This is a genomic window from Alkalisalibacterium limincola, from assembly GCF_008017755.1.
GTDB classification, from domain to species: domain Bacteria; phylum Pseudomonadota; class Gammaproteobacteria; order Xanthomonadales; family Xanthomonadaceae; genus Alkalisalibacterium; species Alkalisalibacterium limincola.
On record NZ_VRTS01000005.1, the window covers coordinates 202450 to 218031 of the forward strand.

At 70.1% G+C, this 15582-nt stretch carries 17 protein-coding genes; 3 read left to right on the top strand and 14 right to left on the bottom strand.

From position 1 onward, the window contains the following. Nucleotides 1–116: 116 nt before the first annotated feature. From FU658_RS09010 to FU658_RS09070, 13 genes are all read right to left on the bottom strand, one after another. Nucleotides 117–734 (bottom strand): ankyrin repeat domain-containing protein, encoded by a 618-nt coding sequence (locus FU658_RS09010; protein WP_147891774.1) that lies wholly within the window; start codon nucleotides 732–734, stop codon nucleotides 117–119. Beyond that, the gene (gene moaB, locus FU658_RS09015; protein WP_147891775.1) at nucleotides 731–1249 is read right to left on the bottom strand and encodes a molybdenum cofactor biosynthesis protein B; all 519 of its coding nucleotides are present in this window, start codon (nucleotides 1247–1249) and stop codon (nucleotides 731–733) included. The genes FU658_RS09010 and moaB overlap by 4 nt, the downstream gene beginning before the upstream one ends. Then, nucleotides 1242–1757: a DUF6505 family protein gene (locus FU658_RS09020; protein WP_147891776.1), complete on the bottom strand. Its 516-nt coding sequence runs from the start codon at nucleotides 1755–1757 to the stop codon at nucleotides 1242–1244. Before FU658_RS09020 ends, moaB begins: the two co-directional genes overlap by 8 nt. A 69-nt stretch (nucleotides 1758–1826) precedes the next feature. Next, complete coding sequence (locus FU658_RS09025) at nucleotides 1827–3002, bottom strand: formate dehydrogenase subunit gamma (protein ID WP_147891777.1); 1176 nt, start codon at nucleotides 3000–3002, stop codon at nucleotides 1827–1829. Between the two features lie 11 nt (nucleotides 3003–3013). Continuing rightward, on the bottom strand, nucleotides 3014–3205 hold the full coding sequence (locus tag FU658_RS09030; protein WP_147891778.1) for a hypothetical protein: 192 nt from the start codon (nucleotides 3203–3205) through the stop codon (nucleotides 3014–3016). Nucleotides 3206–3263: 58 nt separating this feature from the next. Then, the gene (gene fdh3B, locus FU658_RS09035; protein WP_147891779.1) at nucleotides 3264–3857 is read right to left on the bottom strand and encodes a formate dehydrogenase FDH3 subunit beta; all 594 of its coding nucleotides are present in this window, start codon (nucleotides 3855–3857) and stop codon (nucleotides 3264–3266) included. Between the two features lie 20 nt (nucleotides 3858–3877). After that, a complete protein-coding gene (locus FU658_RS09040; protein WP_147891780.1) occupies nucleotides 3878–6766 on the bottom strand; it encodes a formate dehydrogenase subunit alpha in 2889 nt (962 codons plus the stop codon). Between the two features lie 118 nt (nucleotides 6767–6884). Continuing rightward, nucleotides 6885–7100 carry a hypothetical protein gene (locus FU658_RS09045; RefSeq protein WP_222708395.1) on the bottom strand — a complete coding sequence of 72 codons (216 nt, stop codon included), beginning with the start codon at nucleotides 7098–7100 and terminating at the stop codon, nucleotides 6885–6887. A gap of 32 nt (nucleotides 7101–7132) precedes the next feature. Further along, nucleotides 7133–7756 carry a TorD/DmsD family molecular chaperone gene (locus FU658_RS09050; protein WP_147891781.1) on the bottom strand — a complete coding sequence of 208 codons (624 nt, stop codon included), beginning with the start codon at nucleotides 7754–7756 and terminating at the stop codon, nucleotides 7133–7135. Beyond that, nucleotides 7753–9480 carry a 4Fe-4S binding protein gene (locus FU658_RS09055; RefSeq protein WP_147891782.1) on the bottom strand — a complete coding sequence of 576 codons (1728 nt, stop codon included), beginning with the start codon at nucleotides 9478–9480 and terminating at the stop codon, nucleotides 7753–7755. The genes FU658_RS09050 and FU658_RS09055 overlap by 4 nt, the downstream gene beginning before the upstream one ends. A 125-nt stretch (nucleotides 9481–9605) precedes the next feature. Continuing rightward, nucleotides 9606–10265 carry a DUF3306 domain-containing protein gene (locus FU658_RS09060; RefSeq protein WP_187266027.1) on the bottom strand — a complete coding sequence of 220 codons (660 nt, stop codon included), beginning with the start codon at nucleotides 10263–10265 and terminating at the stop codon, nucleotides 9606–9608. 34 nt (nucleotides 10266–10299) lie between these two features. After that, a complete protein-coding gene (locus tag FU658_RS09065; protein WP_147891784.1) occupies nucleotides 10300–10809 on the bottom strand; it encodes a DUF3305 domain-containing protein in 510 nt (169 codons plus the stop codon). Between the two features lie 4 nt (nucleotides 10810–10813). Further along, nucleotides 10814–11020: a DUF6494 family protein gene (locus FU658_RS09070; RefSeq protein WP_147891785.1), complete on the bottom strand. Its 207-nt coding sequence runs from the start codon at nucleotides 11018–11020 to the stop codon at nucleotides 10814–10816. Between the two features lie 107 nt (nucleotides 11021–11127). Here FU658_RS09070 and moeA point away from each other — a divergent pair, with 107 nt between their 5' ends. After that, the gene (gene moeA, locus FU658_RS09075) at nucleotides 11128–12411 is read left to right on the top strand and encodes a molybdopterin molybdotransferase MoeA (protein WP_222708396.1); all 1284 of its coding nucleotides are present in this window, start codon (nucleotides 11128–11130) and stop codon (nucleotides 12409–12411) included. A gap of 13 nt (nucleotides 12412–12424) precedes the next feature. Here the strand turns inward: moeA and FU658_RS09080 are convergent, their stop codons facing one another. After that, the gene (locus FU658_RS09080; protein ID WP_187266028.1) at nucleotides 12425–13999 is read right to left on the bottom strand and encodes an MASE1 domain-containing protein; all 1575 of its coding nucleotides are present in this window, start codon (nucleotides 13997–13999) and stop codon (nucleotides 12425–12427) included. Nucleotides 14000–14011: 12 nt separating this feature from the next. Here FU658_RS09080 and FU658_RS09085 point away from each other — a divergent pair, with 12 nt between their 5' ends. After that, nucleotides 14012–14659 (top strand): response regulator transcription factor, encoded by a 648-nt coding sequence (locus FU658_RS09085; protein WP_147891787.1) that lies wholly within the window; start codon nucleotides 14012–14014, stop codon nucleotides 14657–14659. Nucleotides 14660–15054: 395 nt separating this feature from the next. Then, nucleotides 15055–15570: a c-type cytochrome gene (locus tag FU658_RS09090; RefSeq protein WP_147891788.1), complete on the top strand. Its 516-nt coding sequence runs from the start codon at nucleotides 15055–15057 to the stop codon at nucleotides 15568–15570. Nucleotides 15571–15582: the final 12 nt, after the last annotated feature.

Genomic DNA, 15582 nt, shown 5'->3' on the forward strand with positions numbered 1-15582 from the left:
CAGGCAGGTGGGCGTTCACCGCTCGCCTGATTCAAGCAGGTCGGGAACGGCATGTGAACCCGTCCGGGCGTCGTCGTCCGCCCCTGACTCGACCGCGCGGGCGATGTCCGCAGCCGTCAGGCCCTGGTCGTTGTGGCGGCCCGGGTCGCGCCCAGCGCCAGCAGCAGGGATTGCGTGTCGGTGTCGCCGTTGTCGGCCGCGCGCATCATCGGCGTCCAGCCGTAGACATCGGCCAGGTCGGGATCGGCGCCGGCTGCCATCAGGCGCCCGATCACCTGCCGGTGGCCCTTCGCGGTGGCCAGCATCAAGGCGGTCCAGCCATTGCCGGCCTGGCGGTCGACGTCCGCGCCCGCATCCAGCAGCACCGCCACCACGCCGTCGTGCCCGCCGGTCGCGGCATACATCAGCGCAGTGCCGCCGCGGCCGTTGTCCTGGTCCACCCCGGCACCCTCGCGCAGCAGCCGCTCGACCAGCGCCGGGTCGCCGGATTGTGCCGCCAGCATCAGCGCGGTCTTGCCACGGTGCTCGCCCGCGTCGACCCGCGCGTGCACCGAGGCGCCACGATCCAGCAGCGCGTGCGCCTGGACCGAGTCGCCGGCAAGCAGCGCGCGAAGCAGGTTCTCGTCCGCCGGTCGGGCGGCAAGCCAGGAGATCGCGGCCAGCCCGAGCACGATGCCCAGCACGCCGAGCAGGGCGCCGGGATGGAACCGCCCCGGGCGCGGGCGGGGGCTCATCGTTCCCCGAGGCGCGGCAACAGGCTGACGAAATTGCACGGCTTGTGGCGCAGGTCCAGCTGTGGGCGCAGGATCTGGTCCCAACCCAGCTTGCAGGCGCCGGGCGACCCCGGCAGCGCGAACAGCAGGGTGCGGTTGGCCAGGCCGGCGATCGCCCGCGACTGGATGGTCGAGCTCTTGATGTCGGCGAACGAGAGCATGCGGAACAGCTCGCCGAAGCCCTCGATGGTCGTGTCGAACAGCGGCCGCAGCGCCTCGGGCGTGGTGTCGCGACCGGTGATGCCGGTACCACCCGTGGTCAGCACCACCTGCACCGCCTCGTCGGCGATCCACTGCGAGACCACCGCACGCACGGCGTAGATGTCGTCGGGCACGATCGCCTTGGCCGCCAACCGGTGCCCGTCCTCCTGCAGCCGCGACACCAGCAGCTGGCCGGACTTGTCGTCGGCCTCGGTGCGCGTGTCCGAGACGGTCAGCACCGCGATGTCGAGTGACTTGAAGGTGGCCTCAGTCATGGGTTGGATCCTCCGCGTTGGCATCATCGGCAACGATACGGAAAACCGGCGTGGAATCGTGCTGCCAGGCCTGGCCCGGGTCGATGCTGCGGTAGGACTCGCTGATCTCGCCCAGCACGACCTCGCGCTCGAGCGCGATGAAGTGCCCCGGGTCGCGGTCGCACAAGCCGGCGGCGAACTCGGCCTCGGCACGCGCGGTGGGCAACGCAGCCACCAGGCTGGGGGCCCCGTAGTGGTCGACCATGTACTGGGCGAGGCGCTCGATGAGCTGCTTGTACTCCAGGTCGGTGATGTCGCCGACCGCCGCCAGCGTGCAATGCCCGAAGTCCACCGTGCCGAGGAAACCGGAGCGGAACGCATTGAGGCGCCTGCCGCGGAAGCCGGCCGGGTCCTCGTCGCTGAAGGCCCACAGGAAACTCCCCGCCACCACCGGCTCGCCGGCCTTCGCACTGGCCAGGAACACCTGGTCGTCGCTGTCGTCGAGGCGCACCGCGCGCAGGAACTTCATCGTGTCCGGAATCCTTGGAAAGTTCGACGCCCCGTTGCGGGCCGTCGGGTTGCACTCGGGGTAGCCGCCTCAGCGGATGTCGGGTTCGGGCTGCCCCGGGGGTGGCGTCGGTGCGCGCGGCGGTGGCGGCACGCTGCCCTCGCGCTGCAGGTCTTCCAGCCACAGGTCATGGTGCTGGCGCGCCCAGTTCACATCGACCTCGCCGGTGGTCATGCCCTCCAGCGCGCCCTCGGTGCCCAAGGTGCCGATGTAGATATGGCCCATCGCGAAGCAGATCCACGCCACCGCGGCGACTGCGTGGAACAGGTGGGCGGCGGACATGGTCGAGCGCGACTGCCCGAACTGCGGGAAGTCGAGCACGAAGCCGCTGACGATGACGACCAGGCCGAGGAAGAAGACGCCGCCCCAGAACCAGATCTTCTCGCCGCCATTGAGGAAGCCGGCAGGCGGATGGTCGTCGCCGACGATGCCGCCGCCCCGCTTGAACCACTCCAGGTCGTGGCGGCGCGGAATGTTGAGCGCCATGAACTTCACGATCATCACCAGCACGCCGATCGAGAACACCGGGCCGACGTAGTTGTGCACGTTCATCGCGATGTTGGCCCAGGCCGCGTTTCCGGCGAGGCCGAACAGCGGGATGAGGACGGTGCGGCCGAACAACAGCGACAGGCCGGTGATGGCCAGGATGATGAACGTGATCGCGGTGAACCAATGCAGCGTGCGGTCGAACAGGCTCCAGCGCTTGATCGTCACGCCGGCACGCCCACCCTCGATGGGCACGCGGCCCTTGATCAGGAAGAAGGCGAGGATGGCCAGCGGCACCAGCACGAGGAACCAGCCCCCGATGTTGTGCACCGGGCCCATGCGCAGCTGCCGCCAGTTCTGGCCGGAATTGTTGATCAGCGTGTTGACCGTGTACGGACCACTGGCCGCGACGTAGCCCGCGCCATCGGCGCGCGCGTGGCGCCAGGTTTCCGAGCGCGGGTTCGGCCCGGCCGGGTCCCAGGCGCGCGGCGCCGGCTCGGCTTCGACCGGCGGCGCGGCCGGATCGATCGGCGGAGGCGCCTCGGCCGGCGGCGCGGGCTGCTGGACCGGCTGCTGGGCGTGGGCGGCACCGGTGGTGAAGTGCACGACATAGGCCGTGGCCGGCAACAGCATCGCCAGCGCCAGCACCAGCACGATCGACCAGCCCATCGACCGGCGCCGGCGCATCAGCCGGGTGGCGGCATCATTTCCGGTGTCCATCGGAACTCCCCCTATCGGTCGCTATGGGCCAGGATCGCCCGCTCACGCAGCTTCTCCGCGCGCGCATTGGCCGCTTCCTCCCCGGCTTCCGGGTCGCTGGGACCCTTGTAGACCCCGGGCTCGTGCAACGTGGTGTCGCCGCAGGCCGCCAGGCCGAGGACGGCAAGGACGGTGGCCACGGCCAGCACATGGCGGATCTTCATGTTCGACTCCTCCCGTGTTCGAAACCGGGACCCGCCGGACGGCGGGCCCCGCCGTGGATCAACCGACGCCGGCGCCGTAGGCCGACTCCCATCCCCAGGTCTGCGGCCGGCCACCGCGGCGCAACAGGCGCTTGCGGTAGATGTCGGCGATGACGTCGCCGTCGCCGGCCACCAGCGCCTTGGTCGAGCACATCTCCGCACACAGCGGCAACTTGCCGTCGGCGATGCGGTTGGTGCCGTACTTGGTCAGTTCGGCCTCGGAATGCGTCGCCTCCGGGCCGCCGGCGCAGTAGGTGCACTTGTCCATCTTGCCGCGCACCCCGAAGGCCGCCTGCTTCGGGTACTGCGGTGCACCGAACGGACAGGCGTAGAAGCAGTAGCCGCAACCGATGCACAGGTCCTTGTCGTGCAGCACGATGCCGTCGGCGGTGGTGTAGAAGCAGTCCACCGGGCACACCGCCGCGCAGGGCGCGTCGGTGCAATGCATGCAGGCCACCGAGATCGACTTCTCGCCCGGGACACCGTCGTCGAGCACGATGACCCGGCGGCGGTTCACGCCCCAGGGCACCTCGTGCTCGTTCTTGCAGGCGGTGACGCAGGCGTTGCACTCGATGCAGCGTTCGGCGTCACAAAGGAATTTCATGCGTGCCATGGTCTATCTCCTCGTGAGCCTCAGGCCGCCACCACGCGGCAAAGCGTGGTCTTGGTTTCCTGCATCATCGTGACCGCGTCGTAGCCGTAGGTGGTCGCGGTATTGGTCGATTCGCCCCGGGTGTACGGTGCGGAGCCTTCGGGGTACTTCGGCAGCAGGTCCTCGCCCTGGAAGTGGCCGCCGAAGTGGAACGGCGTGAACACCGTGCCCGCGGCAACGCGCTGGGTGACCTGCGCCTTGATGCGGATGCGGCCGCCCTCGGGGCCCTCCAGCCACACGTCCTGGCCGTCGCGGATGCCGGCATTGTTCGCATCCGTCGGGTTGATCTCGACGAACATGTGCTGCTGCAGCTCGGCCAGCCACGGATTGGAACGCGTCTCCTCGCCGGCACCTTCGTACTCGACCAGGCGCCCGGAGGTGTGCACCAGCGGGAAGTCGCCCGAGTAGTCGGTGGCCTGCACCGACGCCCAGCGCGTGGGCAGCCGGAAGAACGCCTTGCGGTCCTCGTAGGTCGGGTAGTCGCCGACCAGGTCGTAGCGCGGCGTGTACAGCGGCTCGCGGTGCAGCGGCACCGGATCCGGGAAGTTCCACACGAACGCGCGCGCCTTGGCATTGCCGAAGGGCATGCAGCCGTGCGCCATCGCGACGCGGATGATGCCGCCGGAATTGTCGGTAGTCCACGCCTTGCCCTCGGCCGCGGACTGCTCCTCCGCGGTCAGCTCGTCCCACCAGCCCAGCTGCTTGAGCAGTTCGGAATTGAACTGCGGATAGCCGTCCTCGATTTCGGAGCCGAGCGGGTAGGAGCCCTCGGCGAGGATGTTCTCGCCCTCGTACTCGGTGCCGAAGTTCGCGCGGAAGCAACCACCGCCTTCCAGGACGTGCTTGGAGGTGTCGTAGAGCACGTGGGTGCCGGGATGCTTCATTTCCGGCGTGCCGTAGCATGGCCACGGCAGGCCGTAGGTCTCGCCGTCGAGCGGCCCGCCGGATGCCTTGAGCGTGCGCACGTCGAAGTGGCCCTGGTGGGCCATGTGTTCCTTCAGGCGCTCCGGCGACTGGCCGGTGTAGCCGATCGACCAGGCACCGCGGTTGATCTCGCGCAGCACGTCCTCGACCACCGGCTCGGTGCCACGCACCTCGATGTTCTTGAACATCTCATCGGCGAAACCGAGCTTGCGCGCAAGCAGGTAGGCGATCTCGTGGTCGGGCTTGTGCTCGAACAGCGGCTCGATCACCTTCTCGCGCCATTGCAGCGAGCGGTTCGACGCCGTGGCCGAGCCCGAGGTCTCGAACTGCGTGGCCGCCGGCAACAGGTAGGTGTTGTCGGGGCGGTCGTGCAGCACCGCGGACACGGTCGGGTAGGGGTCGATGACGACCAGCAGGTCGAGTTTCTCGAACGCGGCCTTCATCTCCGGGCCGCGGGTCTGGCTGTTCGGGCCATGGCCCCAGAACATCACCGCACGCAGCGGGCTGGACTGGGTGATGTTGGCGCCGTCCTCGAGCACGCCGTCGATCCAGCGCGACACGGTGATGCCGGGCATGTTCATCGGCTTGATCATCGTGCCGCGGCCATCGTCGTACTCGCGCTGGTCGAAGCGTGCCGCCAGCCAGTCGTAGTCGACGTCCCAGACACTGGTCCAGTGGCGCCAACCGGCTTCGGCGATCGGGTAGTAGCCGGGCAGGTTGTCCGGGTTCGGGCCCACGTCGGTGGCGCCCTGCACGTTGTCGTGGCCGCGGAAGATGTTGGCGCCACCGCCGCTCACGCCGATGTTGCCCAGCGCCAGCTGCAGGATGTTGTAGGCACGCACGTAGTTCGAGCCGATCGTGTGCTGGGTGCCGCCCATGCACCACACGAAGGTGCCGGGCCGGTTCTCGGCCATGATCCGCGCCACCTCTAGCAGCTGCCCGCCGGGCACGCCGGTCACGCGCTCGACCTCGTCGGGCGTCCACTTCGCCACTTCCGGGCGAACGCGGTCGAAACCGAACACGCGCTGGGCCAGGTACTCGCGGTCTTCCCAGCCGTTCTCGAGCACGTGCCACAGGATGCCGAAGATCAGCGCGACGTCGGTGCCCGAGCGCATGCGCACGTAATAGTCGGCGTGCGCGGCGGTGCGCGTGAAGCGCGGGTCCATGACCACCATCTTCGCGCCCTGCTCCTTGGAGCGCAGGATCATCTGCATCGCCACCGGGTGCGCCTCGGCGGCGTTGGAGCCGCACATGATGATGCACTTGGAGTTGAGGATGTCGTTGTAGGAGTTCGTCTGCGCGCCGTAGCCCCAGGTGTTGGCGACGCCGGCCACCGTGGTGGAGTGGCAGATGCGCGCCTGGTGGTCGCAGTTGTTCGAGCCCCAGAAGGCGGCGAACTTGCGCTGCAGGTAGGCGCCCTCGTTGCTGGCCTTGGACGATCCGGCGAACCAGACCGCGTCCTGGCCGGACTCGCCGCGGATGCGCAGCAGCTGGTCGCCGATCTCGTCGATCGCCTGCTCCCAGCTGATGCGCTGCCACTCCCCGGCAACCTTCTTGAGCGGGTACTTGGTGCGCTTGGTGCTCATGCCGTGGTTGCGCAGCGCGGCGCCCTTTGCGCAATGCGAGCCGAGGTTGATCGGGCTGTCGAAGTTCGGCTCCTGGCCGACCCAGACACCGTTCTGCACCTCGGCGATGACGCCGCAGCCGACCGAGCAGTGGGTGCAGACCGTCTTGACCCGGGTGATCTCGCTGTTGCGATCGATCGGGGTGCGCGTGTCGGCCGCGTTCGCGCGCCGCACCAGCGTCGTGGGCAGCAGGCCCAGCGCAACCGCGCCGCCGGCCGCCAGGCCCGATCCCTGCAGGAAGCGTCGCCGGCTGATGCTGCGCCCGAGCAAGCCTCCCGCCACCGCCGCATCGACGGCACCATTCTTCTTGACCAGTTTCATTGCTGTCCCTCCTCAGCCGCTGCTCACCGGACTGCCCCGGACATCCAGGGGTGCAGGGCCGGAACCCTTCGAACCTTCGACGGCCGCCATCCCGCGGCCGGTCGGTCTCACGCGTCGCCTAGAAGTCGGCCATGCGGTAATAGTGTTTGACGTGCTCGCTTTCCCGGTACCCCGCCTCACCCTCCGGCATCGCCGGGGCAGGCGCCACCGGATCGCCGGCGGCATGGGCGGAGGCGACCACCAGGCCCGCACCGGCCGCGCCGACGAGGCTGACGCTGCGGCGCAGGAACTCGCGCCTCGGCAGGCCATCGGGGTTGTGCTCTTGCTTGCTCATGTCGTCCACCTCCGGTGTTGTCTCGTCGCTGCTCACGCGAGCATCGACAGGTACTGCCCGTCCAAGGCGATGAAGGCCGCCCCGACCGCCGCCACCGAGCGGTAGGCATTGGCGGATTTGGCCTTGTCCAGGTCCTCGAAGAATCTCGGCAGCCATCCCTGCACGTGCGCGGCGAAGAACTCGCGCTGTCCCTCGATGCTCATCCGCGGGTCCTCGGCCAACAGCGCCATGACCTCGCAGATCGCGGCAACGTGGTCCTCCGGCTCGCCGGCACCGGGCTGGCGCTCGATGCCCAGCATCTTCAGCGCGCCGCGCAGCTTCGCCAGCGGCTTGTCCATGACCCGTCCGGCCAGGTACCACGAGCCGTACGGCATCAACTCACCCTCGCCCACGCCGATGAACAGCGCGTTGTATTCGCGCTCCCACTGGCGCGCCGGATGCTCGCCGGCGGCATCGCGCAGCTGTGCCCAGGCGCGCTCGATCGCTCGGCCCTGGTCGCCCGGCTGCACCTGGGTCGCGAGCTGGTTCAACAATTCCTGCGGCGGGGGACCCGACAGCAGGAAACCCAGCAGCCGGTAGGTCGACGCTCGCAGCTGGTCGGGTTCATGCACCGGGGCCACGCCCGGCGCTTCGGCGTTGGCGGCCTGGTTGCTCATGTCGTCCCCGTGTCGCGGAATTTCGCGATGTCCGCACGCATCATGTCCTTTACCCGGCAGTCGCCACACATCTGCATGCGGGCCCGGGTGGCCTCGTCGGCCCACAGCGGATGGCCCTGCAGGCGCTGCGCCATCTTCTCCATGACGCTGGGCGTGGCGAAGGGCTCGCCGCAGGCCACGCAGCAGAACGGCTCTTCCTCGTTCAGCACGCGCGGCTGGCGCCGCACCTCGAAGTCGTAGACGAAGCGCGGTGCCAGCGTGATGGCCTGCTCGGGGCAGGCCCGCTCGCACAGGCCGCACTGCAGGCAGAGGTCTTCGGTGAAGTCCAGCCGCGGCGTCTCGCCGCCGTCGGTCAGCGCGTGGCTGGGACACACCGACACGCAGCCCATGCACAGCGTGCAGGCCGCGGTGTCGACCCGCACTTCGCCGAACGGTGCGCCAGCCGGCAGCGCGACGGCCGCCTGCGGCGCCGGCGCGGTGCGGTGGAGGTGGGCCAGGGCCAGGCGCAGCGTCGCGCGCTTGTCATTGTGGGTATCGAAACCGGCGGGCGGCGCATGGCCGACCTGCGCGGGCTCCGGCGTGCACCAGTCCGCCAAGGAGGCCGCGTCGACGGTGCCGATGCGTCCCGGCGCGTGGCCCATGCCGGTCATCAGCGACTCGGCGATGCGCAGTTGCAGCGCCAGCGTGGACGCCTCGTGATCGGCCCGCGCCGTGCCGAGCAGCAGCCCGACGCGGTCGGCCCCATAGGCCATCGCGCTCAGCCACACATCCAGCCCTGCCGCGGTGATCTCCTCGACCTGCAGGGGCAGCACATCGCCTGGCAGCTGCGCTGCGTGTGCGCGCAGCAGGTCGTGTCCGCCTTCGGCGTCGTGCAACAGGACCCGGGGCGCCTGTCCCCCTGCTTCGCGGTAGGCCACCAGCATCGCCTTGAGCGCCTGCAGAAGGTCGCGCGGGGGCGGATAGGCATAGCTGATCGCGCCGGACGGACATACCGTGGTGCAGCCGCCATCGCCCTGGCACAGGTAGGGGTCGACCTCGATCAGGTCGCCCAGCGATCGGATCGCGCCGGTCGAACAGGCATCCAGGCAGCGGGTGCAGCCGCGTAGCCCGCTGCGTCCATGGGCACAGATGGCGGGGTCGTAGTTGAAGAACCGCGGCTTCTCGAACTCGCCGACCAGGTCGGGGATCTCCGCCAGTGCCGAGCGAAGCGCATCGGTGTCGCGCCCGACCCGGAAATAGCCCAGAGGCGGTCGCACCTGGGCCAGGGCAGGCGTGCGCCCGAGGTCGAGGACCAGGTCGAAGCGGGGCTTGGGCGAGACATACAGCGCGGCGAGGTCGATCGTTTCCCCGCCGGCCCCCTTCGCCTCGGCGATGAACTCGCCAAGGTGTCCGCGCAGGCCGGCCAGGGGTGCGCGGACAAGCACCGGGTCCTCGCTTTCGCGCGCACCGTCAGGCAGGGGCTCCTCGCCGGGTTCGGCCAGGACGACGCGGCGCATCGAGGCAGGCAGTTGCAGCGCCGCCGACCAGGCCGCATCGAGCGGGCCGATCACCAGCACGCAGCCGCGCGACTGGTAGGACACCAGCGAGGTCGGCTCGGACTGCATCGTGGACAGCGCCGCCAAGGCCGCGGCACGCGCGCCCGACTGCCCGGCTGCGACGGTGTCGTCGGACCAGGCCCAGTCGCTGTAGACCGGTGCATCGATGTCGGTGGCTGGCGTGCTCATTGCTACCGTTTCTGGCGTGTCTCCCGATTACAGTCCCGGGGCATGACACTTGCAAGCCGAGGGTGGCCCGGCCCCCGTGATCGACATGCAAAGGCCACGCCCGCAGCGATGTGAAGGGCCTGCGCTCAGCCGCGCTGCGGCTTGTCCACAGCGGGCCGTGGCGCATCGGATGGCGCCGCTCCGGCGTCGCTTAATACTTTGGTCGAAGGCTCTCCGCCTTCACGCTGCACCGTGCCTTCGACGCGCGGTTCCGGCGCCCCGGGTGCCGCCGCGGCGGCTGCCCCGGTGCCGCTCGCCGCGCCGGATCCGGCCTCGGCTTCCAGCGCCTTGCGCGCCAGCCGCTCGGCCTGCACCGCGATCTGCCGCTTCATGTCGTGCGGCACGATCGCGCCCATCGGCGTGAAGTTGTTGTAGTTCTCGGCGTACTCCGCGCACAGGCACACGACGTTGAACTTGGGTTGGTGGAAGAGTTTGCGCAGGGCCTGGCGGCGCAGCTCGGGCGAGATGTTGCGGCCCAGGAACGCACGCACGTCGCTGTCCGGGCCGATGCTGTCGATCGCGGGCAGGTCGGCATCGACCAGTTCGTCGATCGGTCGGCCGCTGTTGGGATCGATGCGCGACGGCGGGGGCGCTTCTTCTGCCGCCGGGGCCGCCGATGCCGCGCTTTGGGTGGAGTTCGCGGCGCCGGATGCAGCTGCCGCACTTGCATCGGCTTCCTCGGATTCACGACCGGCGGACTCGGGCCCGTCCGGCTGATCGACCCGCCGACGCAGCAGGCGCGTCAACAGGGGCTCGCCCCCGGGCAACGTGGGATCGGACTCACGCGCCATCGCGTGGCCCCCGGCGTCGGCGACCCTTGCGCTCGGGTGGCCGGTAGTGTTCCTGGGTGAAGGCGGCCACGCGCATGCCGATGTCGGGAGGCATCGGCAGCTGCAGCACGTGTTCGTCGGCACCGCGCAGGTCGGTGGAGTCCAGCGCCTGCGCCTCGTCCAGGCTGGCCGTCACCTGCAGCGGCTCCAGGCCGGTGTCGGCGTGGTAGCGCGCGACGACGAACAGCAGCGGTTGGGCGTTGTTGAGGTTGAGCACGTAGTCGGGGCTGCGCAGCGGGTCCAGGCGCAGAACGAAGCCGCGCCACAGCACGTGGCGCCCGGCGGAATCCTCGCGCAGCACCTGCATCGAGCGTTTCGCCGCCGCGAACGCCGCACCGGCAAGCACGCCATCCACGCGCCAGTGTTCGAAACGATCGCCGGGCGCGCGGACATGCATCGCCAGCGCGACCGGCAGGCCGTCGCCACCGCGGTTGATGCGACCGGGAAAGGCGGTGCTCACCGGCTCACTCGATCCGCAGCTCGCCGTCGACGCGGTGCGTCAGGTCGAGGCCCTCGACCTGCAGCGTCATGCGCGCCTTGAGCACGCTGCCGGGGGCGATCGTGCCCGCCGCCTCCGCTGCCTGCACCGCCTGCTCGATCTCGCGCTGGGAGGTGACGCCCACCTGCTTGAGGAACTTGCGGATCTGCATGTTCAGTGCATCGGCATCCATCGTCGACTCCCTGCTGGCTGACGGGGCACGGGCGCGACGCGGTACTCGCGTTCACCCGGGTGTTGCTTCATCTTAACCCCCACATCAATGGCACCGGAGTGAAGGACGTGGCACGACAGACCCCCGCGCCGGAAGGCGTGTCCGGCATGGACGACTGCAGCGACGGGCACGCCGGACAGGCGCTTCCCGTGGCGGCAGCGCGTGAACGCCTGTCGGCGCTGGTGGCGCCGGTAACCGACACCGAGGTGGTTGCGCTGGCGCAGCTTCCCGGCCGGGTGCTGGCGGAGGCGGTGAGCTCGCCGATCGCCGTGCCTGGCGCGGACAACTCGGCGATGGACGGCTACGCATTGCGTGCCGACGACCTGGCCGAGGACGTCCGGCTGGAGGTCATCGCGACGATCTATGCCGGCCATCCTTTCCAGGGCCAGGTGGGCCCACGGCAGGCGGTGCGCATCTTCACCGGCGCTCCGGTGCCCGAGGGTGCCGACACCGTGGTGATGCAGGAGCACGTGGCCGTCGACCCGGATGGCCGGATCGGCTTCACCCGCCTGCCGCGCCCGGGCGACAACATCCGGCCGGCCGGCGAGGACATCCCGCTGGGTGCCGAGGTGATGGGGCCGGGCACCTTGCTGCGGGCCGCGGAGATCGGCGTTCTGGCCTCGATCGGCCATGACCGCGCGCTCGTGTACCGCCGCCCGCGCGTGGCGGTGCTGGCCACCGGGGACGAGCTGGTCCCGCCTGGCCAGCCGCTGGCGCCGGGCCAGATCCATGACTCCAACTCCGCCACGCTGGGCGCGATGCTGTGGCGGCTCGGCGTGGAGGTGGTCGACCTCGGGCGTGCCGGCGATGACCCGCAGACGCTGGAGCGGCTGTTCCGCGACGCCGCCGCGCGCTGCGATGCGATCGTCACGTCCGGTGGCGTGTCGGTCGGCGACGCCGACCATGTCATGCCGACGCTCAAGCGGATCGGTGAACTGCACCTGTGGAAGATCGCGATGCGCCCGGGCCGTCCACTGGCGTTCGGCCGCATCGACCGATGCTGGTTCTTCGGCCTGCCCGGCAATCCGGTCTCCGTCATGGCGACCTTCCACCAGATCGTGCAGCCGGCGCTGCAGCGGATGATGGGCATGGCGCCGCGCCCTCCGCTGACCCTGCGCGCCACGTTGCAGGGCGGCCTGCGCAAGAAGCCGGGGCGCACCGAGTTCTCGCGCGGCATCCTCGGGCACGGCGAGGATGGCCGGCTGGTGGTCGCCAGCGCCGGCCGCCAGGGTTCGGGAATACTCAGTTCAATGATCCGCGCCAACTGCTTCATCGTCGTGCCGCAGGATTCGGGATCCCTCGAGGACGGCGCGGAGGTCGACGTGCAGCCGTTCGACGGTTTCGTCTGGTAGCTGCCGGACCGGGTCAGCGCGTGGACGACCCGGCGCAGCCGAACTCGATCTCGTGGCGGGTGCCGTCGGCACCGGTTCGAAAGGTGTAGGCGCCGCCCAGTGCCAGCACGCGGGTGCGGATCCCGCCCAGCCCCAGGCCTTCGCCTGCGCCCTGCGCCGGGATTCCGACGCCGTCGTCGCTGAGCACCAGCAGCACCTTGAAGTTGCCCCGCACCTCGCTGCGCCCGACCCACAGGCGCAATTCGAAGGCCCTGGCATTGGCATGGCGGACACAGTTGGTGACCGCCTCCTGGGCGATGCGGTAGATCGCCGTCGTCGCGTCCTCGTCGAGCGCATCGACATCGCCGATCAACGAGGTCTCCAGGCGCACGCCGGCATCGGCCAGCAGGTCGCGCAGCGGGCCCTCGGACAAGGCGCGTTGCAGGCCATAGGCGTCCAGCACCGCCGGTCGCAGCTGGCGCAGGACCCGGCGCAGGCTTTCATGGATCTGCTGCGCCTGCAGCCGAAGCGAGCCCAGCAGCGCCTCGACCTCGGGCTCGCGGCCACGCCGCTGCGCCAGGCTCAGCCGCGTCGCCAGCGCGGTGACCGCCTGGCCCAGCTCGTCGTGCAGTTCGGCCGCCAGCTCGCGCTGCCCCTGCTCCTGCAGGCGGCTGAGCCGCCGCGCCATGTCGCGCATCTCGCTGGTCATCGCGCCAAGCGCCTGGTTGGAGTCGACCAGCGCGCGATTGCGCTCGGCCAGCAGCGCATGGCTCTGGCGAAGTGCCGTGATCGCCGCCCCCAGCACCAGCGCACACACCGCCGTGGCCGCCAGGCCGATCTGCAGCGGCGTCTGGATCACGGCGCTGGGATGCAGGTGGAACGCGAACTCCAGCAGCACGCCCATGCCGGCCACGCCGCAGGCGGCACCCACCCAGCCGTGGCGGAAGGCCAGGAACAGTAGCGGGGCGAAGCTGAGCAGGTAGCCGAAGACCACGTCGTCCTCGTGGCTGAGCAGCAGCACCGCGGCCAGGATGGCGGTCGGCACCAGGCTCAGCACCGCATCGCGGCCCAGCAGTTTCCAGCGGATGCGCTCCAACGTGCCCAGCGCCGCGAGCACTATCAGCGGCGCCAGCATCAGCTGGCCGGCGAAATCGCCGAACAGGTGGCCCAGCGCGCTCGCCAGGCCCGGGTTCTGGTAGGCGACCGGGCCGTGGAAGGTGGAGATCAGCGGCGCCACCAGGATCGCACCGACCAGGCCGGCTCCCAGCAGGCGCGCCATCGCCAGCGGCGAGTCCGGCGGGCCCGGCGGGTTGCCCGGGCGCAGCAGCAGGACCGCCGCGGCGTACAGCGGCCAGGGCAGGAACACCAGGGCGACCATCGTCCAGGCGTCGACCACTTCCAGGGTCAGCAGGTTGATGATCGCGATCGCGGCGAAGTCGCCCAGCGCCAGCCACACCCAGTGCCGCCGCGGCGTGATCCAGAGTGCGGCCAGGCGCAGCCCGGCGGGCAGGAACCAGACCTCGCGCGCGAACTGGAACAGGGCCACCCAGGCCAGCACGTAGGCGACGACCCACAACGCGAACTTGACCTTTTGCCCGCGTGCCGTCATTGCTGTGCCCCCATGAGCCCCCACCCGACCCCGCCCGGTATCCATGTCGCGATCTGCGACGACCATCCCATCGTACGTGAAGGCTTCCGCCAGCTGATCGAGTCCGACGGCACGATGATCGTGGACCGCGAGTTCGGCACCGCGGCCGAAACCCTGGCCGAGGGGGCGCTCAACGGGATCGATGTGCTGGTGCTGGACCTGTCGCTGCCCGACGGCGAGGGCCTGGAGGTGCTCGACGCGGTGGTGCGCTCCCACACCGCGCTCAAGGTCGTGGTGCTGAGCATGCATGACGGCCCGTCCTTCGCCCGCGATGCACTGGCACGCGGTGCCAGTGGTTTCGTCTCCAAGGGGGCCGGGGCCGAGGAACTGCCGGCGGCACTGGCCGCGGCCTGCCGCTGGGAGGTCTACCTCAGCGCCGGCCTGGCCGAGCGCCTCGAGGACGACGCGGTCGACGACTCGGCCTTGCCGGGGCTGACCGCCCGCGAACACACGGTGTTCGTACGCCTCGCCCATGGCGACACGCCGGCCGACATCGCCCGTGCGCTGGGCATCACGACGAAGACCGTCTACGTGCACCGCCTGAGCGTGATGCAGAAGCTGGGCGCGCGTGGCCCGCTGGACCTGCACCAGATCGCCCGCCGTCACGGCCTGATCGGCTGAGCCCACGGGCGCAGGCACGCGGGCAGCCCCACCGGGGGCGGCGGCGTGTCATCGCGTGTCGTGCGGGGTTGATCGGAGGAGGGCGTGGCGGAGGAGGGCGTGGGTGCCAGCCGTCCCTGGCGGGCAAAGAAAAGCGCCATCCTTGGCGCGTGGGGCCTGAGCCCTGATCCTTGCGACGCTGGCGGGGTCCACGCTCCCTTCCACCGTCGAAGCGAAGTCTAGGGAGTCCATCCGGGCATTGGTATTGGACAAATTCCTAGATCAACCTGAACGAACCGGCGACCCCGCCGATCGACCGCCAGCGGGCGCGTGTGTTCACTCGACCGGCCCGGGGTGGCTATAATCGCGCTCTTTGATCAATGTCCGGGCCGTGCGCCCGGCCCAAGGTGGCTTCCGTGCGCAACACCGACATGCACTTCCTGAAGAATTTCACGATGGTCATCATCGCGCTGGCCATCGTGGCCGCGCTGCTGATCGTCACCGCGCTGATCATCCACGCCAACCGCGCCACCGAGCCCAGTCCGGTGGCCGAACAGCGCGTGATCGAGCGCATCCGCCCGGTGGGCGGCGTGTACGCCGGCGAGACCGGCGCCGCGGCGATGGCGGCGGCAGCCGACGAGGCGCGTGCGGCCGCCGCCACCCAGGTGGCCTACGGCGGCACCACCGACGGCGAAGTGATCTACCAGCAGCTGTGCGGCGCCTGCCACACCTCCGGCGCCGGTGGCGCCCCGCGGATGGTGCGCGCGGAGTGGACCGCCCGGATCGCCCAGGGCATGGAGACGCTGGTACGTCATTCCATCGAGGGCTTCCAGGGCGAGCAGGGCATCATGCCGCCGCGCGGCGGGAACCCGTCGCTCACCGACGAGCAGGTGGAAGTCACCGTGGTCTGGATGGTCGACAACCTGCAGTAAGCTGCGGGCTTC